The organism is Fructilactobacillus sp. YLN 2412 (genome assembly GCF_059488745.1).
In genome coordinates this window covers 183,568-204,748 of sequence record NZ_CM183165.1, presented here as the reverse complement: position 1 = coordinate 204,748, position 21,181 = coordinate 183,568, and the positions used below count along the sequence as shown (strand labels likewise).

Below are 21,181 nucleotides of genomic sequence, written 5' to 3'. Positions count from 1 at the left end.
GTCAGTATTTTACCATATAATTTAGCTTAAAAACTAAAACGAACGTAAATTAACACCTACGTTCGTTTTTGGTTAAATCCTATGAAAAAAATGTTTTTCTGACTTTTCGAACCAGTTCGTAGCCAAGTACTGCAATCCATGCAATCACAGAGCAAAGTAGTGATAGCGTGAAGTACCATGGTGCTTGATAACTGACATTTAATTTATTTGCCCCCTGCTTAGCGGGAACGTAAATTCCACCAATATCTGACACTTGATATTTTCCATGATGAAGATCATGTTTTTTGATCGTGGAGTCATCTGATTTTTGTAAATTTTTACCATTTAATTTTAAAACAGTGTCATTATAAGCAAACATGGGAATCCGAGCTGTCAAAGCCTGACGACTGTTCCAAGTAATATCAACACTACCGTTATCCAAGACTTGTTTATGATAACGATGATTATTATAAGTAATCTGGTGACGATATTTATGTTGTAAATGACCTGGAGTTGGTCCGCCGCTTTCATTTGGTAAATAATCTGTAACAGAACGAATGACATCATTCAACGGCTTCGATAAATCACGACTCTTGAAATCATCCTTCAGTTTCGTCTGAGTTACTCCTTCTGGATAATAACCATAAGGACGCAGATGTCCGGCATATACTCCAACTTGGGGCGGCTGATTATTTAATTCCCAATCGTTAACCATCTGAATCTTAATGTTTTTCATCCCGAGCATCAAAGCCATAATCGCTAAAAGAACGACAAATGCATAATATGAATATTTTAACGGTTGATAATTAGTAGAGTTAACAAACTGATTTAGAGACATTAAGAAACCAGTCAGCATTAGCATGGCCGCAAACGAGAAGAACCGTGATGGAAACTGCAAGAAATCTTGAAAGAAAGGAAAAACATGACCAGCTTGATCCCAAGGGAAATACTGGGAAGATAAAATAAAGAACAATAATCCGATTATTGTAATCCCAAGATTTAAACGGGATCGTTTAAAGTTAAAGATGATAAACGCCACTTGAGCAACGATAATAATCATAAAGACAACCCCAACTTCACTTTGAGTCAGGTTAGGTCTAATAAATTTCATTGCTCCCCGACTCAAGTTTTCAATACTAAATGGCGGGATTAATTTATTATGTAAAAAGACATCGTAAAATGCAGCAAAATAATTTGCACTTAGAATCGTAGCTAATAATGCATTTAAAAACACCTTAATAAAATATTTCAGTTTTTCGTGCGAACGGAAAAATCCAATCAAGAAGAATGGTAAAAACATTACAATCGTAATCACAGCACTTAAAACATGCATTTCTAGCAGTAAAGCAACTACAATCGCTAATGTGTAATGAACTTTTTTGGGTGAACCATATAACAAATCAAGCGCTACCATTACAGAGTATGGCAGAATCATGGCTCCCCAGTCCAAAAAGGCGGAACTGGTAATCCAATATGTAATGAAATTTTGCGACATATAAATAATCGCACCAGAAACTGCTAAAGTGTGATTAATTTTAAGTCGCCGAAATAACATATAGGCACCAAGAGCGGATACCGTTAAAATGATAAAATCAACAATCATTTCAAACCAGAACCAGCTATGAGTCAGAAATAAAATAAAGCCTAATGCATAAGCCATATATGGGCCGTAAACCGCACTAACAATCTGACCTGACTGATGATACCCATAGTTAGACATAAAATAACTAAACTTATGATGCTGAATTTGCATTGCTGCATCATAAATCCGATTAAAATGAAAAAAGGTATCGTATCCAATAATCACATTTTTAGAAAAAAACTGGAGCGATAGCATCGTTAAAATAGCAGCAAAAATCACCGCTAAAGATACTAGATTACGTTTGTCTTTTAAAGCCTGTTTCAATTCAAACTTCCCCTTTGTTCATTATTAAGCAACATTAACCATTGTACAATAAAATAGCGCTTAACTCCATCAATTTAGAGTAAGCGCTAAGATTTTTTATTGATTATTTTTGGTTAATTTACGTCGCTTAACTGCGTAATACAGTACGACGCAACCGTAAGGAAGATAAGTAAAAACTACTAACAAAGCTAAGATAATAACCAATGGGGTTACACTTTTCTGAATAAAATAAGCACAAATCAATGCCACACACAACGGTGTAATAATGAAATTAGCGAAACGTCGTAGTTTTAGCAATTTCTTATCAATCATTTCTTTTTCATTCATTAAGCAACCTCCCCTTCAACAGCTTATTTATATAGCTTAAATCGTTTTTCATCATCCATAAAGTCTTTATCCCCAGCCGGGTTTTCGATTGAACCAAAGTTCATTTCAGCTCGTAACTGCCAGCTAGCGGGAATCTTAAATTCAGAATTTACCAAAGGATCAATCAACGGATCATAATGTTGGATATTAACTCCTAATCCATTTTCTTCTAATCCAGTCCACACAGCAAATTGAGCATTTCCCTGAGCTTCTTCAGACCAATTGTATTCTTGATACTGGTAAGTAGCCAGCTTAGGATTGTCAGCATAAGCCTTAACTACATCCATATCAGTATAGAATAGAACTGAACCAAAACCATTTTTAAAAGTACTAATTTTGGCTTTTGTTCTTAAGAAAGCATCAGGTGCAATATTGTCTTGTAAGGCGTCTGAAACCATGTCCCATAACTTGTCGTGTTGCTCGTTAAACAAAACGACTGCACGAACAGGCTGGCTGTTAAAAGCCGATGGCGTGTATTTAACGACTTCTTTAATGTATTTGTATAATTCGTCTTGGGGAATGGAAACATTCTTACCCAATCCATAAATTGTGCGACGTTTTTTCATTAAATCTAATAATTGTGTATCCATAACAACCTCTTACTTAATCTGATTTTTTGTTTCACCATTGGTCAAGACATCATGGAAGTTTTCGTAACTAACCTTAATCATATCCTCGAGAGCTGGTTCAGTATCATAACCCATATGTGGTGTAATAATAACATTGGGATATTTCTTCATCAAATCTAAAAGTTCCTGGTCAGGTAAATCATCCAAGCTATCGAATTGTTTGCCAAAAATTTGATTTTCATCAGGAACTACATCCGCAGCATAACCACCCAAAGCTCCATCATCTAAAGCAGCCGTAACCGCACTAGTATCAACTAGTTCACCACGGGCAGTATTAACCAGAATAGCGTCATCTTTCATAGAACCAATCTCAGTTGCTCCAATCATCATGTCGTTTTCACCAGGGAAATAAGGCACATGAATGGAAACAATGTCGGAACTAGCTAACAACTCGGTTTCATCAACAAAAGAAACATCAGGATTATCATTTGGATGACGTTGGTATCCAAGAACTTTTGCTCCCAGATTATGATAAAGTTTTGCTTCAGCTGATCCCATTCGGCCAACTCCAATGATACCGACAGTTAACTGGTCAATTTCCTTTGCAAAGTAACTTGGCAAAATCATGAAGTTACCTAAATGAGTGTTAGTGGTTGCTTGAGCAACATGACGGGTTAAATCTACCCCCATCGTCAATGCTAGTTCAGCAACTGAATAAGGTGAATAACTAGGAACGCGAGCAACCATAATATCACGAGCACTAGCAGCCTTTAAATCGATGTTGTTATAACCAACAAAACGCGTGAAAACATATTTAACCCCTAAATTCTTCATAGCAGCAAAAATATCAGCGTCTGCATTGGTAGATCCATCAATCAAAACTCCAACTGAACCTTCAGCCATTTTAGTGTTTTCAGATGTTAAAGGTCCGGTTACAAAATTCAAATCAAAGTTATATTTATTTAAATCTTCGTAAAAAGGTTTCTCATAATCTTTTACATCATAAATTGTAATTTTAGCCACAATAATACCTCTTATTTATTTACTAAGTGTGTTGGTTTGCCAGTTTTTAACATGCTATCAAAGTTTTCAAAACTGATACTAATCATGTCTTCGACAGCTTTTTCAGTGTAAAATCCCATGTGCGGTGTCACAATCACATTGGGATAATTTAACATCAAATCTTTATCAATATCGTTTGGCAAGTCATCGAGCGAATCAAATTGTTTTCCCATGATTTTGTCTTCGTCAAGCAACACATCAGTTCCGTAACCGCCAAGTTTAAAGTTACGAACGGCATAAGAAACAGCTTGATTATCAACAACTGGTCCCCGAGCAGTATTAACTAAAATAGCCCCGTCTTTCATCTTATCGATTTCTTCTTTACCGATGAAGTTGCCGGTCTTACCAGGAATGTAAGGAATGTGCATGGAAACAATGTCCGATTCCTTTAATAAAGTATCCATATCAGTAAATTCAACCGCTTTATTTTCTGGATCAGGATGACGCTGATAAGCTAGAACTTTGGCACCAAGAGCGCCATATAACTTGGCTTCCGCAGTTCCCAATGTTCCTGCTCCCACAATCCCAATAGTGGCATTGTGAATCTCATTAGCAAAGTAAGATGGTAATAATGAGAAGTTAGCCATGTGAGTGTTGTAAGTAGCTGGAGAAACGTGACGGAATAGCGTCATACCTAAAATGAAAGCTAATTCAGCAACTGCTCGTGGTGAATAACCTGGAGCATTGGCAACCTGCATACCGTAACCATCAATCGCAGTAAAGTCGATATTATCAACTCCCACAACTCTGGTATAAACGTATTTAATCCCAAATTCATGTAGTTTTTTGATAATTTCACTATCACAATCATCAAAACCACTAATTAAAACTGCATCTGATCCATCAGCTTTGTCAACATTATCAATCGTAAGTCGTTCTGAAACTAAGTTTAAATCAAAATCATATTTATTTAATTTTTCAAAAAGCGGACGTTCCACTTCGCGTACATTGTAAATCGTTATTTTAAACATATTCATTCTCCTATTTAGCTCGATACTTTAATTATAAATGATTTTCCGAGAAATTGGCAAGAAATTAGAAAAGACCACACAGTTTATAGGCTGCGTGGTCTTCGGAAGGTTTTATGGCAATATTTTTTTTACAAATGGAATTCTTTTCAGGATATAGACAGTTAACCCACAAGTAATATAAACAAAAATTGGCATTACTAAAATATCAAGCCAACTTGAAAATTCAGTTCCAGTCATCTTCATAAATATTTTCAAGAAAAATGGATGAAAAATAAAATGTAACTAATACTTATCCATAATTTACTAATATCCAACTAAAATAATAATCATAACTTACTTTTTAAAAAAGAGAATTGAATTATTAATATGCAGCATTGGGCTTTATCATTACTAACACTGTTTCAAACATTATTTTCATATCATAAGTAAAACAACTATTTTGAATATATTCAATATCTAATTTAACAGCCCCATTAAAATCAGTATTATTACGATCTGTAACTTGCCATAAACCGGTACAGCCAGGAACCACTAATAATCTTTGCATATCATATTTGGTATATTCAGCAACTTCACTTGGAAGCGGAGGACGAGGCCCAACTAAAGACATTTGCCCCGAAATTACATTAATTAATTGTGGTAATTCATCAAGACTGTATTTCCTAATGAATTTACCAATCTTAGTAATTCGTGGATCATCTTTCATTTTAAACATAGCTCCATCAACTTCATTATAACTTTTTAATTTTTCAAGTTCTAAATCCGCATCAGGAATCATTGATCTAAACTTAAACATATTAAAATGTTTCCCATTTTTACCAACGCGTTCCTGTACATAAAATATATTGCCATGTGAACCATCAAATTTTACTAATAAACTTAATGTTAAAAAAAGTGGACTAAGCACAATTAAACCTAAAGAACTGAAAAGAATATCAGTAAATCTTTTCACTTTAAAATAAACTGGTCTATTTTGAACACTTTTAGGGTTAAGCCACACCTCTTTTTCAGAAGTAGTACTTGTCAATTTTAATCACCTATTCTTTATAAAATAATTATTTTTTATAGGACTTAGAAAACAAACTATATGTATTATACCAAAGAAAACATCAATTTCAAAAATTGATTGAATATATTATTTTTAAAAACAATTTAATAATCTAAATAAAAATACCCAATAGTATAAAGTTCAAACTTTAGTCTATTGAGTACAACTCAAAATGATTTTTTGTATTAGATGATTAATTTATTTTTAATGGCTTGCTTTTATTCTTTTAAATACTTCTTTAATTAAATTTGGACGTAAAATTAATAACATAAATGCATAAGAAATCATTCCAGCAAAAACTTCAATGATTAACATTGACCATGAAATATGAAGATATAAATTTAATCCAAATACTACACAAAACATTACTAAACCAGCAAACAAATACTTATAGTACCCTGAAAACATTTGTTTTAAACTAATTTGTTTTCTAATCGAATAAATTTGATATATCGTTACAAATACTTCTGATAAAACAGTTGCAAGTGCAGTACCGACAGCTCCCCAAAGTAAAATTAAAGGTATATTTGCAAGAATATTAACTATAGCTCCAATAATTACTGAATAATTATAAGATTTATTTTGTCCAGTTGGAACCAAGTATTGAACTCCAATTGCATTACTCCAAGCAATTAGAAGAACCACGACTGATTCAAGCATCATCAACGGTATTACTGGAGTAAATTTTGGAGAGAAAAATAATGGAACAAAAGTATGAGCAACTCCAGCAATTCCAAACATTAATGGTATTGCAATTGCTGTAACAAATTCAAAAGTAGTATATAAATACTTTTTAACTTTTTCATTTTCGCCATTTTTAAAAGCGTTAGCAACGTGGGGTAGCATTACCATCCCTGTAGCTGTAACTACAGCTAATGACATTTTAATTATTTTATCAGATTGATCAAAATAACCTGATTGATTCATATTTGTCATTAAACCTAACATGGTTTTATTTACATAAAGATATATTTGAGTTGCAATTTCAGGAATAAATAAAACCATGGACGGCAAAAAGTGCTGAAACAAATGGAAGTCTTTCCAATTTGGTTTACCAATATATCTTTTTAGACTAGGAAAAAGAGTCAAGTTTCCAAACAAAAGTGATAGAGAAAGAATCAAAATATAAAGACCTAAATCATCATAAGACTTAACAAGTGTAAAAATACTAACTAAAGTAATAATCTTGACGACAAAATTTCTAAGAACTGTTACTCCAAAATTCTCAACGCCTTGAAAAAACCACGAAATATCAAAAGCAGCAGCCAATAAGGAAAATGATTGTGCCAGATAATATGTTTGATAGCGATGTATCATAGCCAAAAAAATAAAAAAGGCTATATATGCAATACCAATCGTTATAATACGCATAAAAAATATTTCATAAAAAGTATCAGTTAATTTTTCTCTATTATTTCTTACATAAGCAATTTGCCTATTTCCATATAATGCCACACCGATACTTCCAAAAATAATGAAATACTGCATATTGGCATTAGTAAAACCATTAATACCTATTCCTTTTGGTCCAAGTACTCTCGATAAGTAAGGAGTAGTAATAAGAGGAACTAAAAGTATAAAAATCTGATATGACGCATTATATAAATAATTTTTAACAACTTTCATTTATTATTCACCGAATTCGCTTTTTACCAAACGTAATGCTGACATGATTGTTTGATCCATATTGTAATAACGATATTGTCCTAAACGACCACCAAACACTACGTTTTTAGCATCCTTATCGGCTAATTCTGTATATTCTTTGTATAATGAACGGTTCTTCTTGTCATCAATTGGATAGTAAGGTTCATCACCACGACTCCAATTTTTAGGATATTCATGTGTAATAACAGTTTTGTTTTTATTACCTTTACCAAATTCAAAATGTTTATGCTCAATTACACGAGTATAAGGTGTTTTGTCATCTGTATAGTTAACGACCGCATTACCTTGATAGTTATCCACATCTTTAATTTCGTTTTCAAAACGAAGACTACGATATTCTAATTCTCCAAGTTTGTAATCAAAGAACTGATCAATCATGCCAGTAAAGATAATTCTTTTCCCGGAATTCAAATACTCATCTTTGTGGTCAAAGAAATCTGTATTAAGTTTGACATCAATTAAATCACTGTCTAACATTTTTTCAATAATTTGAGTATATCCACCAATTGGAATACCTTGGTATGGATCACTAAAGTAATTATTATCGTAAATAAAACGAACTGGGATTCTTCTAATAATAAATGCAGGAAGATCAGTTGCTTTTCTTCCCCATTGTTTTTCGGTATAACCTTTAATTAATTTTTGATAAATATCTGGACCAACTAATGAAATAGCCTGTTCCTCAAGATTAGTTGGATTTTCAAGAACGTCAGCAGTTTCCTTCTGTTCCTCAATCTTTGCCTTAGCTTCTTCAGGAGTTACAACACCCCAAAGTTTGTTAAATGTGTTCATATTAAATGGTAAATTATAAATCTCACCATTATAATTAGCAATTGGGCTATTTATGTAATTATTAAATTCAGCAAATTGTTGAACATAATCCCAAATATTTTTCATTTTTGTATGAAAAATGTGAGCACCAAACTCATGAACTTGAATTCCTTCAACTTCTTTGGTGTATATGTTACCAGCAACGTGGTCACGTTTTTCAATAACTTCTACGTGGTTACCTCTCTTTGCTGCTTCGTGCGCAAATGTTGATCCAAATAAACCTGAACCAACCACTAAATAATCAGTCATTAACATACACTCCTAAAATTTTATAAACTATTCAAAAAATCATCTAATGCAGTTTTCCAATCTGGAACTTTAAAACCAGACTGTTTAACCCTATCCAAACTCATAACACTATATTTTGGTCGATATGCCTTTTGTGGAAAAGCATTAGAATCAACAGGATTTATTTTAACATTTTTATTTTTTAAAATATACTTAGCAAAATCATACCAAGTTGCTTTACCATCATTTGACAATTGGTAAATCCCATAAGGAATCTTTTTAGAAACTGCAAAAAGCATAAACTCAGCTAGTGTCTTACTCCAAGTTGGTCTACCAACTTGATCATTAACTACGCTTAATTCATCATGGGTATCTGACAATTTCAACATCGTATAAACAAAGTTATTACCATACTTCCCATAAAGCCATGAGGTTCTAATTATGTAATATTTGGAACAAATTTCTTCAATAGCTTTCTCACCTTTTAATTTTTCTTTACCATATTCATTCATTGGGTGAGTTGTACTAGAATCAGAATATTCTTGCTTACCTTTACCATCAAATACATAATCAGTACTTACATATACTAAAGTAGCATTAACCTTTTCTGCAGCTTCTGCTACATTTTTGGTACCTAAATAATTAACTTGATGATTTAATGTTTTACCAGGCTCATCTTCTGCACCTTCAACATTAGTATAAGCAGCACAATCAAATATAACTTTTGGTGTATTAGTTTCAAAATAATTGTTAACTGTTTCCTTATCAGTGATATTCAAATCTTTAGATGATAAACTTTCAAAATCAATGTTTTTTATTTTAAGTTCTTCACAAAGTTCCTGTCCTAGTTGCCCATTACGCCCTATAATTAAATTTTTCATGTTTATTATTCCTAATTAAGTATTAACAATACTATTGTCCATTTTTTGCATATTTATTTTCAACTTTTTCTTTATTAGATTTCCACCATGATTCATGATTTTTATACCAATCAATGGTTTCTTGAAGCCCTTCACGGAAATCAGTGTATTTAGGCTCCCAGCCTAAATCTTTACGCAGTTTAGATGAATCAATTGCATATCTTAAATCATGTCCCGGACGATCCTTAACTATATCATAAGCGTCACTAGGTTGATCCATCATTTCTAGAATCATTTCTAGTACATCTTTGTTATTCATTTCACCATCTGCACCAATTAAGTATGTTTCACCAATTTTACCTTTGGTTAAAATATCCCAAACAGCACGTGAGTGATCTCCGGTGTAAATCCAGTCTCTAACATTCTTACCATTACCGTATAATTTAGGCTTAATTCCGCTTAAAATATTAGTAATCTGACGAGGAATGAACTTTTCAATGTATTGATATGGTCCATAATTATTAGAACAATTTGAAATAGTAGCTCTTAATCCAAATGATCTAACCCATGCTCTTACAATCAGATCAGCACTAGCTTTTGAGGATGAATATGGACTACTAGGGTTGTATCTTGAATCAGGTGTGAATTTCTCACCCTTTCCTTCACCATGACCAGGCAAGTCTTCTCGAAGTGGCAAATCACCATAAACTTCATCTGTTGAAATTTGATGGAATCTAACATCATATTTTTTACAAGCTTGAATTAAATGATAAGTTCCAATAATATTTGATTGAATAAATGGATCAGAATTAATTAATGAGTTGTCATTATGGCTTTCAGCAGCATAGTTTACAACAGCATCGGCATTTTTCACAACTTTTTCATCAATCCAAGCGTCACAAATGTCACCTAAAACAAAATCAACCCTATCTGAGGGAAGATCAGCTAAGTTTTCTTTGTTACCAGCATATGTTAATTTATCTAAAACTGTCACGTGAACTTCAGGATGGTTATTAACAACATAATGAACGAAGTTAGAACCAATAAATCCTGCCCCACCAGTAACAACAATTTCTTTTAACTCTTTTTCATTTTTAGTCATAATTAAATTTCTCCGTAAACAAATGGATTGTTCTTTTCAAATTCTTTAAATGTTTGTTGTTTAGCATCCTTTTCAGAAGTAATAGCCTGATCAAAATCAATTGGCCAGTTAATGTTTAAAGTCGAATCTTTAAATGTAATTCCATCATCAGCATCTGGTGCGTAATAGTTATCACACTTATAACAAAAATTAACATCATTAGTTAAAGTTACAAACCCATGTGCAAAACCTTTTGGTACAAGTAATTGACGATGATTACTCTCAGAGATAATAAATCCTTCATGTTTTCCAAAGGTTGGTGAATCTTTTCTAACATCCACGATTACATCAAGTACTGCACCAGTAACAACTCGAATTAATTTTGTTTGAGCATATTTTCCTCTTTGAAAATGCAATCCACGCAAGACACCAGCTTGTGAAGAAAGTGATTGGTTATCTTGAATAAAATCAATATTAATTCCCGCATCATTAAAATCTTTTTGTGAGTAGGTTTCAGTAAAGAAGCCACGGTTATCACCATGGATTGCTGTTTCAATAATTTTTGCGTCTGTTAATGTAGTATCTAAAACTTTAATTTGTGACATGTTTTCTCCTATTTATCTTTTTTAATAAGTCTTAATAAGTATTTCCCATAATCATTTTTCTTTAAAGATTGGGCTAATTCATATACTTTGTTTTCATCAATATATCCCATACGATATGCAATTTCTTCTAAACAAGCTACTTTTAAATTTTGATTATCTTCAACATTAGCTATAAAGTTTGCTGCTTGAAGTAATGAATCATGAGTCCCTGTATCAAGCCATGCATACCCGCGGTCTAATAATTTAACATCAAGCTTATGACGTTTTAGATATTCTTTATTAACATCTGTTATTTCAAGTTCTCCACGATCTGAAGGTTCAATGTTTTTTGCAATATCAACAACATCATTATCATAAAAATATAAACCTGTAATTGCAAACTCACTCTTGGGTTTTTGAGGCTTTTCTTCAATCGATAAAGCATGCATATTTTCATCAAAATCCACAACTCCAAAACGTTCTGGATCTTTAACATGATATCCAAATACAGTTGCTCCGTCGTTATCTTTTACAACATTCTGTAGTGTTTCAGAGATTCCACTCCCATAAAAAATATTATCTCCTAAAATCAAACAAACAGAATCATTACCAATAAATTCTTCTCCTACTATGAATGCTTCAGCTAGTCCATTTGGTTTGTCTTGAACTGCATATGAAATATTAATTCCTAAATCAGAACCATCACCCAAGAGCTGTTTAAATTGTGGAGTATTCTCAGGTGTTGATATAATCAAAATGTCTTTAATTCCTGCCAACATCAAAGTTGACAATGGGTAATAAATCATTGGTTTATCATATACTGGTATCAATTGCTTTGAAGTTGCTAGAGTAATTGGATATAATCGGGTTCCAGATCCTCCAGCCAAAATAATTCCTTTCATTGTTTCTCCTTAATTAATAAATAATCCAATAGATTTTATAAATCGCTTTGTATACATAGGATCATAATATGTGTCCAAAGTTTTTTTTACTTTATTTTCATCAAAATTAATAGAATTAGTAACTAATAAATTCAAATATTTCTTTAAATCAGAATAATTCCCTACATCATATAAAAATCCATTTACTTTTGGTTTAATTAAATCGTCAGGCCCAGTTGGACAATTAGTGGAAATACATGGCAATCCCCTACTAATTGCTTCAGCTAATACCATTGGAAATCCTTCATAATTTGAATTCATTAATAAGGCATCAGCATTTACTATTTTATCCCATGGACTAGTTGACCATCCCATAAACTTAATTTTAGATTTTAAGTTTGAATTTGATTCAACTATTTTTTTTGCTTCATATTCGTCGTTGCCACTTCCATAAACATGCAATTCCCAATCACCATTATTGTCTTTTAATGCATTCAAAATTCCTCTGAAATTTTTTTGCCCATCCAGTACTATTCTACCTACATATATAAACACACAATGATTTTTATTCGGTAAAATAGTTTGTTTCTCACGATGAATTGGATTAAAAATAGTTTTTATTTTACTCTTTTCAAAACCATTATTTTCATATTCTTTTTTAATTCCTGTTGAAATTGCCAAATAATAATCAGCTTTTTTTATCATTCCAACTTTTTCCCCAACCCCTGGTTCAGCAATTGAAGAATGCACCCATGATATTATTATATATTTTTTTTTAAATATTTTTTTTATCATAGCAGCAATATATATTTGAACTGGATTAAGAATTATTAACGCAGAACCAGAAAAACCAATCAAAAATTTTATATATCTAGTCATATTAAAAATCATAGATTTGAAATTAGTGAAATTAACATTTAAATCAGAAAGTTTATCCTTCCATTCTGGAAATTCCAATTTACTAAAACAAAATAATGATAAATCAAAAGCATCATTAATTTGTTTGTTTTTTAAAACGTATTCTAAAACTGTTTCAATTCCACCATGCCCTGATGGATAAGCAACAATAGCAACATTTTTTTTCAAATAAGCACCTCTATGATTAAGAATCATCGTTCATTTATTTTTTCATTTCTAATATCATAAACAACTGAGTTTTTAGGAACATCTTTAGTAATCAATGTATTGGCACCAATAACTGAACCATTCCCAATTTTAACTCCATCTAAAATCGTAACATTACTGCCTATCCAACAATTGTCTTCAATAATAATTCCTTTATTAGTAACTCCTTGTTCTTTTATACTACTTTTTAAGTCATCAAAATTATGATTTTCTGCAAACATGCTTACTTTAGGGCCAATCATGACATTCTTACCAATGTTTATAAAACCGGCACATCCAATATAACCTAAAGGACCAATTGATGAATTTTCCCCAATACTCATTCCTTGTCCTAAATTACCGGTTCCATAATAACTTGAAGGACGAATCATCGTATACCGTCCAATAGTAGTATTATTAGCAAATTTCAATCCTTTTTTCGAAAGACCTTGAATTTCAGAATAAGGTTCAAACTTAACATTTTCCCCAATATCAATGGAATTATGCATCATGACTGAAACATGATTGCCAAGAAAAACTGGGTTGGTATGAAAACCTAATTTGAATATACTAAAGTAACCCCTTAAAAGTTTGACAAAGGCACTTGAGGCAATTCTAAATTTGTCAGAAGTAGAAATATCACTATTAATATTAGGCATCTATCAAATCTCCATATAATTTATTTATTTTCTCATTAAAAACAGTTAATTCAAAATTATTTTCAAAAATTTTTTTTGAAGCCTGTCCCATTTTCAATCTCAATGGCTTATTATTAACCAAATCAAAAATAGATTTACTAAGTGCATTTTCATCTCTTACAGGAACTAAATAACCATTAACGTTATTTTTTACCATCTCAGTTACTCCGCCATGGTTATAAGCAATTATTGGATCTCCTGCAGACATAGATTCCAATACAACTGTTGGTAGTGGATCAGGATTAGTACTTGGTAAAACAAAAATATCAAAATATCTATAAAATGCATTTGTATCTGTTCTATATCCAGTAATATGAATTCTATTTTTATTAATTAATTTAGAAACTTTTCTTTCTAAATCTTGTTTTCTCCATTCTTCACCTTTAAAAACATCTCCAACTATAAATGCTTCGACATTCTTATTTTTCTCAAGTACTGGAATAATAGATTTTAAAAAATCTTCTTGACCTTTCCAAGCATTTATTCTTCCAATCATTCCAATTTTAATATTTTTAGAATTAGTATTGAATTCTTTATTTAATTTATCAACATCTTCACTTGTTGCATTTTCAGGAGTGATTCCATTATGCATAACAGATAATTTATTAGGATTAATTAAATGAGTATTCAACAAATGTTGCTTTACAGGCCCAGAAACACAAATAATCTCATCACTATATCGCTCCATAATAAATGCTAAAAACAAGTTAACAGCTTTAGGATGAGTAATAATTTCATGTACATGCCATAAAAGTTTTGTTTTGAGTTTTTTCTTTAAAAATACTCCTTCTAAAACCGCAGATGTATTGACATGTATAAGTGAGATATTTCTATCTCCTATTATTTTATTAACTATTTCATTGCAAGCGCTTTTATAACTAGACAAATAATTAAATATTCCAATAGGATTAAAATATTTACGTCTTAAAATTGGATAATTAACAACATGAGTTTCAATTCCCTTATCTTTAAGTTTGTCTACTAGAATTCCATTGGTTGGCAAAACTACTATTGGATTAAATTCGTCTTTATCTATGCCGTCAACTACTTCTAAAAGAATCTTATCAGCGCCATACATTTCTGCACCCGCATGAAGATACAAAATATTTTTCTTTGATTTTTCCAATTAATTAATACTCCTTAAATAAATTTGTATATTCTTGAACTATTTTTTCCCAAGAAAAATTTTCAGAAATTCTATTAGTTGATGCCTTGTCATATTCTTTTATATCAGTAGGACTCATTTTGTCACTTTTTCCTATAAGTTTAGCAAGAGATCCTTTTGATTTTCCCCAATATAAAGAACTTTTTTGACCAACTTCTTTATTAAAACCAACGTTTAAAAGTAAATTCAATTTTGTGCTACTCAATGCTTCTAATAAAGAAGGATTAGTTCCGCCTACTTCATGACCATGAATATAACCATATGCGTGTTCTCTAATATATTTAAGAAGTTTTTTATCATAAACTGTCCCAACAAATTTAATCCTTTTATCTTTATCAAAAGATGTTTCCTTTAACAATTTCTTATAAAAATCGTTTTTCTTAACATTTGTGATGATAACCAAATCTTTTTGTGTGTCAGAACTCATGAATTCTTTAATCATTGTTTCATAATTATTTTCAGGAACAAATCTTCCTACAATTAAATAATAATCATTAGGACGAACCTTATGTTTTTTATACCAATTAACAACTTTATCATCGTCATTAGTTAAATCAGATTTGGAAATATCGGAACCATAAGAAATATAAGTAGTATTGGGATGATACTTAGAATAATCATTTTTAATATAGTTTTCGATACTTTTACTGTCACAAACTACTAGATCAGCATGCTTTATCATTAATTTTTCAGAATACTTCCAATATTTTTTTACAGGATAACTCCATTTAGCTCTTTTCCATTCGTGACCATCTGGGTTCACTAATAATTTACCATTATATTTCTTTAACTCTTTTTTATAGTGACCGATAAAAGGTCCCATACGACAAGCAAGAACATATACAATAGGATTCTTAATATTATTTTTTTTTATATAATTTAAAACCCATTTAAATGCCATTACATCATATAAAATTGCAGTAGCTGGTCCGACATTAGGAACATCCACATTAAAACAAGTAGCATCATTATAACTATATGTATTATTTTTATTGTCTGAAAGATCTTTTCTACACGCAACAAAATAATTAATTTGACTGTTGGAGGAACGAGAAGTCAATTCATCAACAAATGTTTCAAATCCACCATATTTAGCAGGAATTCCTTTAGAACCAATAATAAAAACATTCTTTTCAATCATTACTTTTCTCCATTTCAAAATTTAATAAATAAAAAAATTCACTATTATTTCTCCGAATAGACACACCATCTAATCTTAATAATACCAAAATAGGTCCTATTTTAAAAGATTCACTAAGTTTATATTAAAAGCGTTCTTGCAATATTAAAATTTCATAATATTGCAAGAACGCTTTTAATATTTTAATTATACGTACTCAATAGTCGGATTGAAAAACATACCGCTAAAAATCCCTTTTGCAATAACACTTGATTTCTTAATTTTATATTTACATTCAGAATTTGACATTATTTTTGCAATTAAAAATAAACGACCAAATGCAAATTTTAATGCCTTTTTTTTACTTTGTTTTCGAAATCTGTACATGTTATTTCTAGTATCATAAAAGTATCGTCCAACTCTATCTTTACTTTCATTAAAGATATTAATTCCATTATTGCTTTTAGTTTTGTGAATAACTTTACTATCAATAACAAAATAAGAAGGGAAATATTTTGAAATTCTACTCGAATATTCAACATCATCACCCCATATGAAAAACTGACTAATTGGCAACCCACATTTTTCAACTGCTTCATTGCTAATAAGCATAGAAACGAATGATCCAGATTGTAGTCTTACAATATTTTCACTAATTCTATCATTCCATACATCACTAACTGTCGGAACATTCATAACAGATGGTGTATCATCTTTCCACACAACATTACTAGATAAAAAACCAATTGAATCATTTATCTCATTTGATTTTTCCATTAATTTTTCTAATGCATCGGAAGTAGGAAATGTATCGTCATCCATCAACCAATAATAATCAAATGTACCCAATTTATGTGCTAATTTCAGTCCAGCATTAAAGCCACCCGCTCCACCAACATTTTCGGAAAGATTTTCTACAATAATATTTTCTCTATCTTTAGATAGATCTTCCAAATATTTCTTAGTGCCGTCAGTACTATTATTATTTATTACAAATACTTTATCGACAGCCAAAGATTGGTTAAGAATACTTTGTATTGATCCTTTTAACAAATCAAGACGGTTATAAGTAACCAAAACTACGCCAATTTTTTCGTTTTTCAAGACAAAATACTCCTCAATTATTAAATATTAAAACAAACTATTAATATTGATATTGTGAATTATTTAAATAGTTTGTATTTTTTAATTTATTATTAACTTTTTTCTTAGTATCCTTTTTAGGTTTTGATTCTATTTTAAAGACCTTACCGTTTACATAACCCTTATTCATTAAATCCATTGTCCTAGACATCTTTTCATCATTGCCAAAGTCACTGTGATTTTTGTACTTCCATGTATATGGATTAACTTTGATCTTAACTTCATTTCCAACTGACAAACTTAAAAATTCTTTGTTACTGAGTGATGTACCACCATACGATGGAATTAATGGGGATTTAGGGTCTAACTCAATATTATTAACCCTTGCAACAATTGGATTATCATCTTTACGATCCTTAGTTACAATTCCAACTTTTCCAGTATTATTGTGTATCCAGATTACCTTACCTGTCGTTACAGTCTTACTTTGCTTACTAGGGATAATTTCATCTGGAGCTGAAACGCTAGAAAGAACTTTCTTGCCTGTAAAAAGTAATAAGACAATAACAACTGGAACCACAGCGAACCAAAATTCTGTTTTTTTATTATTTGTTTTTTTAGAATGTTTCCCTTCATCTTTTTTTACTTCATTAGGCCTAGATAATACTGGACCGTCAGTCTTATAATCATAAACAAAAAATAAAGTAACTCCAATAATAATCACTAAGGCAATTAAAATCATATATAACTTGCTATTAGTGAATCCGCCTAATTTAAATAAAAGATACTGTAATTTAGTATATTCCAACTTCTTAAAACCTCTTTCTCGTAATCTAGGGACCAACACTACCTAATTTTAAATTTAAACCTATCGATAACCTCGATTATAATTAAAGCAAAAGGAGAAAACTGTAAATATATTAATTGGGGATCTTGCAAACTATGAATAGCAATAATTATAAAAATTAAAGAAACATACCAATTTTTTTTCTTATATTCAAGAATCATGGTTAAAGTAAGTAAAACAATTATGATTAGAGAAAATAACAATCCAAAATTAATCAAATATTGAATATATGAACTATCGAGATAAAAATAAATCCCCTTCGTGACACCATGTAATGAATTATTGTATTTAACATGCGACCCGAGTAAATGAATTCCGTATCTTTGCAACCCCATATAAGATAACCAAACTCTGTTTGAAAGAAGAATGTTAAGGTTAGCCGTAATCGGTCCACTAATCCCTATTACAGCAGTTATCAATGACAAGAAGAAACATATTGGAAAAATAATTATCGCTAAAATACCCAAAAATCTTCCTTTAATTATTTTTGATAATCTCATACCTATTCCTGTATTCATAAGCGCTAAAATAAAAATCAAAATAATTTCTAGAATAAATGGATTTCTAGTATTTGTTTCAAAATAAAAAAACATACTAGTTAATAAGATAACGATTAGCTCTTTAAAATTAAGATTACCTTTTTTTAGAAAAACAAAACAAAGCACCAAATATAAAAAGATTTGAGATCCATCTGTAACCCAGTCAAACCCTAATGCCTGTCTTCTTATAATAACACCACTTGAAGACATACGAAGTGAAGCAAATGTTGGAAATAACTTTAAAACTGATAAAAAAACTGTAAGGAATGTCAATATCCCAGTAACTATAAAAAAAACTTTTACAATTTTATAAAAATCAACTTTACTTACCATAAGCAAAATCAAAAAAAACCAAAGTGGGAAAGAAAGGCCAGAGATATGTTTTATTATAAATCCTAATAAAATCAATAATCCATATATAAAATAAGAAGAATCGGGTTTCCTTAATGCTACACTTTCAATTACACCAACTATCAGAACTAAAGAAGCAATTTTAGGAAGCATACTAAAAATATCCCCTAAAGACCCAGCATATACAATACTGAAAAACATTAAAAATGTATAAATCCCAAAAAATGTACAGACTAATTTACTTCTTATCTTAAGCAAGCTATTATCTTTATACATTTTTATATAATTATTAAACATTAACTAACTTCCTTTTTCGATATTGATTAAAATTCAATTATTAAGTATTAAAACAAACTATTAATATTGATATTGTGAATTATTTAAATAGTTTGTATTTTTTAATTTATTATTAACTTTTTTCTTAGTATCCTTTTTAGGTTTTGATTCTATTTTAAAGACCTTACCGTTTACATAACCCTTATTCATTAAATCCATTGTCCTAGACATCTTTTCATCATTGCCAAAGTCACTGTGATTTTTGTACTTCCATGTATATGGATTAACTTTGATCTTAACTTCATTTCCAACTGACAAACTTAAAAATTCTTTGTTACTGAGTGATGTACCACCATACGATGGAATTAATGGGGATTTAGGGTCTAACTCAATATTATTAACCCTTGCAACAATTGGATTATCATCTTTACGATCCTTAGTTACAATTCCAACTTTTCCAGTATTATTGTGTATCCAGATTACCTTACCTGTCGTTACAGTCTTACTTTGCTTACTAGGGATAATTTCATCTGGAGCTGAAACGCTAGAAAGAACTTTCTTGCCTGTAAAAAGTAATAAGACAATAACAACTGGAACCACAGCGAACCAAAATTCTGTTTTTTTATTATTTGTTTTTTTAGAATGTTTCCCTTCATCTTTTTTTACTTCATTAGGCCTAGATAATACTGGACCGTCAGTCTTATAATCATAAACAAAAAATAAAGTAACTCCAATAATAATCACTAAGGCAATTAAAATCATATATAACTTGCTATTAGTGAATCCGCCTAATTTAAATAAAAGATACTGTAATTTAGTATATTCCAACTTCTTAAAACCTCTTTCTCAATAAGATTAAGATATCTCAAAACTCATGAACATCAATGTAATGCAATATTTCCTGTTTCCTTATAAGGAAGATCTAGACTAGTTCTAATATTATTAGTTGTCTTTTGTAATTCTGATCTTGGGGTAACTTCCATGCTTTGTCCATCAATCATTTCACCTTGTTGACCTTGCAAGTAAGTATTTTCCATGTTTTTACGAGCACCTAGGTAATGTTCAGCAATTGATGTTAAATCAGAAAAAGTCATGTCTGTTTGAGTTGATTTTGAAATTGAATTAATAAAGCCTTCATTCAATAATGAAGAAACTGATCCACTCTTTTGCACAACTGCTTCTAACAGCTGACGTTGGCGCTGTTCACGACCAAAGTCACCACGAGGATCATCATATCTCATTCGTGAATATGCTAAAGCTTTCTTGCCATTCATTTCCGTTGATTGGCCTTTTTTGAAATGATATCCCTCATAATTAAAACTTAACTCAGGCGAAATTGTAACTCCACCAACTTGATTAACAATTTGTTCTAATCCATGCATATTAATCATGGCATAATAATCAATTGGAATATTCAACATTTGTTGAACCGTTTCTATTGATGTTTTAGCACTACCATATGAGTATGCAGCATTAATTTTTGCTGGAGATTCATTAGCATATCCGGGAATATTAACCGCTGTATCTCGGGGAATACTAGTAACTAATGTTTTTTTAGTTCTTGGATTAATGGTAGCAACCATCATTGTGTCAGTTCTTCCTTTAAAATCACGTCCTAACTCTCCAGTGTCAGTCCCCATGAGTAAAATTGAAATTGGCTTATTGTTTTTAAGCAAATTCGAAGTGTTTCTTTCTTTATGTATACCGGCACTTTTGTATGATTTGTTAACAGCATTTTTTACAGACATATATTTATATGCCCCAAAACCAACAGCAGCCAGCAAAATAAGTAAAATTACCACAATAATACTATTACGGGTTTTATGTGACTTTTTTTCAGGTTCGTCTTTTTGCATACGACTTTCGTCCATTTTTATTCCCCTTTTTATTTTGTTTATAATTCAATCAACCACAATAATACCAGTTTATCAAAAGAAAAGTCATTTTTAAACTTTTTTTAAGAA

The 21,181-nt window shown here is 30.8% G+C and carries 21 protein-coding genes; all 21 read right to left on the bottom strand.

Features of this window, described 5'->3' with window-relative positions:
- Positions 1-79: 79 nt before the first annotated feature.
- The 21 genes from AC0GLR_RS00800 to AC0GLR_RS00700 all read right to left on the bottom strand — a co-directional run bounded on the left by AC0GLR_RS00800 (position 80) and on the right by AC0GLR_RS00700 (position 21,088).
- Complete coding sequence (locus AC0GLR_RS00800) at positions 80-1,885, bottom strand: putative glycosyltransferase family protein (protein ID WP_495604931.1); 1,806 nt, start codon at positions 1,883-1,885, stop codon at positions 80-82.
- A gap of 96 nt (positions 1,886-1,981) precedes the next feature.
- Entirely contained in the window at positions 1,982-2,212 is a 231-nt protein-coding gene (locus AC0GLR_RS00795; protein WP_495604930.1) for a hypothetical protein, read from the bottom strand.
- A gap of 23 nt (positions 2,213-2,235) precedes the next feature.
- A complete protein-coding gene (locus AC0GLR_RS00790) occupies positions 2,236-2,841 on the bottom strand; it encodes a nitroreductase family protein (RefSeq protein ID WP_495604929.1) in 606 nt (201 codons plus the stop codon).
- 9 nt (positions 2,842-2,850) lie between these two features.
- Positions 2,851-3,843 (bottom strand): NAD(P)-dependent oxidoreductase, encoded by a 993-nt coding sequence (locus AC0GLR_RS00785; RefSeq protein WP_495604928.1) that lies wholly within the window; start codon positions 3,841-3,843, stop codon positions 2,851-2,853.
- An 11-nt stretch (positions 3,844-3,854) separates the two neighbouring features.
- Positions 3,855-4,853 carry an NAD(P)-dependent oxidoreductase gene (locus tag AC0GLR_RS00780; RefSeq protein ID WP_495604927.1) on the bottom strand — a complete coding sequence of 333 codons (999 nt, stop codon included), beginning with the start codon at positions 4,851-4,853 and terminating at the stop codon, positions 3,855-3,857.
- Between the two features lie 361 nt (positions 4,854-5,214).
- Positions 5,215-5,880 carry a sugar transferase gene (locus AC0GLR_RS00775; protein WP_495604926.1) on the bottom strand — a complete coding sequence of 222 codons (666 nt, stop codon included), beginning with the start codon at positions 5,878-5,880 and terminating at the stop codon, positions 5,215-5,217.
- Between the two features lie 225 nt (positions 5,881-6,105).
- Entirely contained in the window at positions 6,106-7,527 is a 1,422-nt protein-coding gene (locus tag AC0GLR_RS00770; protein WP_495604925.1) for an oligosaccharide flippase family protein, read from the bottom strand.
- Positions 7,528-7,530: 3 nt separating this feature from the next.
- Positions 7,531-8,649, bottom strand: a complete 1,119-nt coding sequence (glf, locus tag AC0GLR_RS00765) for a UDP-galactopyranose mutase (RefSeq protein WP_495604924.1) — start codon at positions 8,647-8,649, stop codon at positions 7,531-7,533.
- A gap of 20 nt (positions 8,650-8,669) precedes the next feature.
- On the bottom strand, positions 8,670-9,509 hold the full coding sequence (rfbD, locus tag AC0GLR_RS00760) for a dTDP-4-dehydrorhamnose reductase (RefSeq protein WP_495604923.1): 840 nt from the start codon (positions 9,507-9,509) through the stop codon (positions 8,670-8,672).
- Positions 9,510-9,540: 31 nt separating this feature from the next.
- A complete protein-coding gene (gene rfbB, locus AC0GLR_RS00755; RefSeq protein ID WP_495604922.1) occupies positions 9,541-10,590 on the bottom strand; it encodes a dTDP-glucose 4,6-dehydratase in 1,050 nt (349 codons plus the stop codon).
- Positions 10,591-10,592: 2 nt separating this feature from the next.
- The gene (gene rfbC / locus AC0GLR_RS00750) at positions 10,593-11,165 is read right to left on the bottom strand and encodes a dTDP-4-dehydrorhamnose 3,5-epimerase (RefSeq protein ID WP_495605393.1); all 573 of its coding nucleotides are present in this window, start codon (positions 11,163-11,165) and stop codon (positions 10,593-10,595) included.
- Positions 11,166-11,182: 17 nt separating this feature from the next.
- Positions 11,183-12,055, bottom strand: coding sequence for a glucose-1-phosphate thymidylyltransferase RfbA (gene rfbA, locus AC0GLR_RS00745; protein ID WP_495604921.1), 873 nt, complete (start codon positions 12,053-12,055; stop codon positions 11,183-11,185).
- Between the two features lie 9 nt (positions 12,056-12,064).
- Positions 12,065-13,120, bottom strand: a complete 1,056-nt coding sequence (locus AC0GLR_RS00740; protein ID WP_495604920.1) for a glycosyltransferase — start codon at positions 13,118-13,120, stop codon at positions 12,065-12,067.
- A gap of 23 nt (positions 13,121-13,143) precedes the next feature.
- The gene (locus AC0GLR_RS00735; RefSeq protein WP_495604919.1) at positions 13,144-13,797 is read right to left on the bottom strand and encodes an acyltransferase; all 654 of its coding nucleotides are present in this window, start codon (positions 13,795-13,797) and stop codon (positions 13,144-13,146) included.
- The gene (locus AC0GLR_RS00730; RefSeq protein WP_495604918.1) at positions 13,790-14,962 is read right to left on the bottom strand and encodes a glycosyltransferase family 4 protein; all 1,173 of its coding nucleotides are present in this window, start codon (positions 14,960-14,962) and stop codon (positions 13,790-13,792) included. Before AC0GLR_RS00730 ends, AC0GLR_RS00735 begins: the two co-directional genes overlap by 8 nt.
- 4 nt (positions 14,963-14,966) lie before the next feature.
- Positions 14,967-16,142, bottom strand: coding sequence for a beta 1-4 rhamnosyltransferase Cps2T (cps2T, locus tag AC0GLR_RS00725; RefSeq protein WP_495604917.1), 1,176 nt, complete (start codon positions 16,140-16,142; stop codon positions 14,967-14,969).
- A 186-nt stretch (positions 16,143-16,328) separates the two neighbouring features.
- Positions 16,329-17,225: a glycosyltransferase family 2 protein gene (locus AC0GLR_RS00720; RefSeq protein ID WP_495604916.1), complete on the bottom strand. Its 897-nt coding sequence runs from the start codon at positions 17,223-17,225 to the stop codon at positions 16,329-16,331.
- A 40-nt stretch (positions 17,226-17,265) separates the two neighbouring features.
- The gene (locus AC0GLR_RS00715; RefSeq protein ID WP_495604914.1) at positions 17,266-18,012 is read right to left on the bottom strand and encodes a hypothetical protein; all 747 of its coding nucleotides are present in this window, start codon (positions 18,010-18,012) and stop codon (positions 17,266-17,268) included.
- Between the two features lie 38 nt (positions 18,013-18,050).
- Positions 18,051-19,238: a hypothetical protein gene (locus tag AC0GLR_RS00710; protein ID WP_495604915.1), complete on the bottom strand. Its 1,188-nt coding sequence runs from the start codon at positions 19,236-19,238 to the stop codon at positions 18,051-18,053.
- 60 nt (positions 19,239-19,298) lie between these two features.
- Positions 19,299-20,045, bottom strand: coding sequence for a hypothetical protein (locus AC0GLR_RS00705; RefSeq protein ID WP_495604914.1), 747 nt, complete (start codon positions 20,043-20,045; stop codon positions 19,299-19,301).
- 53 nt (positions 20,046-20,098) lie between these two features.
- On the bottom strand, positions 20,099-21,088 hold the full coding sequence (locus tag AC0GLR_RS00700; RefSeq protein WP_495604913.1) for an LCP family protein: 990 nt from the start codon (positions 21,086-21,088) through the stop codon (positions 20,099-20,101).
- Positions 21,089-21,181: the final 93 nt, after the last annotated feature.

Coding starts and splice junctions, on each gene's coding strand:
- AC0GLR_RS00795 (WP_495604930.1), bottom strand. CDS start 2,212: ATGAATGAAAAAGAAATGATTGATAAGAAATTGCTAAAACTACGACGT.
- AC0GLR_RS00790 (WP_495604929.1), bottom strand. CDS start 2,841: ATGGATACACAATTATTAGATTTAATGAAAAAACGTCGCACAATTTAT.
- AC0GLR_RS00780 (WP_495604927.1), bottom strand. CDS start 4,853: ATGTTTAAAATAACGATTTACAATGTACGCGAAGTGGAACGTCCGCTT.
- AC0GLR_RS00770 (WP_495604925.1), bottom strand. CDS start 7,527: ATGAAAGTTGTTAAAAATTATTTATATAATGCGTCATATCAGATTTTT.
- glf (WP_495604924.1), bottom strand. CDS start 8,649: ATGACTGATTATTTAGTGGTTGGTTCAGGTTTATTTGGATCAACATTT.
- rfbD (WP_495604923.1), bottom strand. CDS start 9,509: ATGAAAAATTTAATTATAGGGCGTAATGGGCAACTAGGACAGGAACTT.
- rfbB (WP_495604922.1), bottom strand. CDS start 10,590: ATGACTAAAAATGAAAAAGAGTTAAAAGAAATTGTTGTTACTGGTGGG.
- rfbA (WP_495604921.1), bottom strand. CDS start 12,055: ATGAAAGGAATTATTTTGGCTGGAGGATCTGGAACCCGATTATATCCA.
- AC0GLR_RS00735 (WP_495604919.1), bottom strand. CDS start 13,797: ATGCCTAATATTAATAGTGATATTTCTACTTCTGACAAATTTAGAATT.
- cps2T (WP_495604917.1), bottom strand. CDS start 16,142: ATGATTGAAAAGAATGTTTTTATTATTGGTTCTAAAGGAATTCCTGCT.
- AC0GLR_RS00710 (WP_495604915.1), bottom strand. CDS start 19,238: ATGTTTAATAATTATATAAAAATGTATAAAGATAATAGCTTGCTTAAG.
- AC0GLR_RS00700 (WP_495604913.1), bottom strand. CDS start 21,088: ATGGACGAAAGTCGTATGCAAAAAGACGAACCTGAAAAAAAGTCACAT.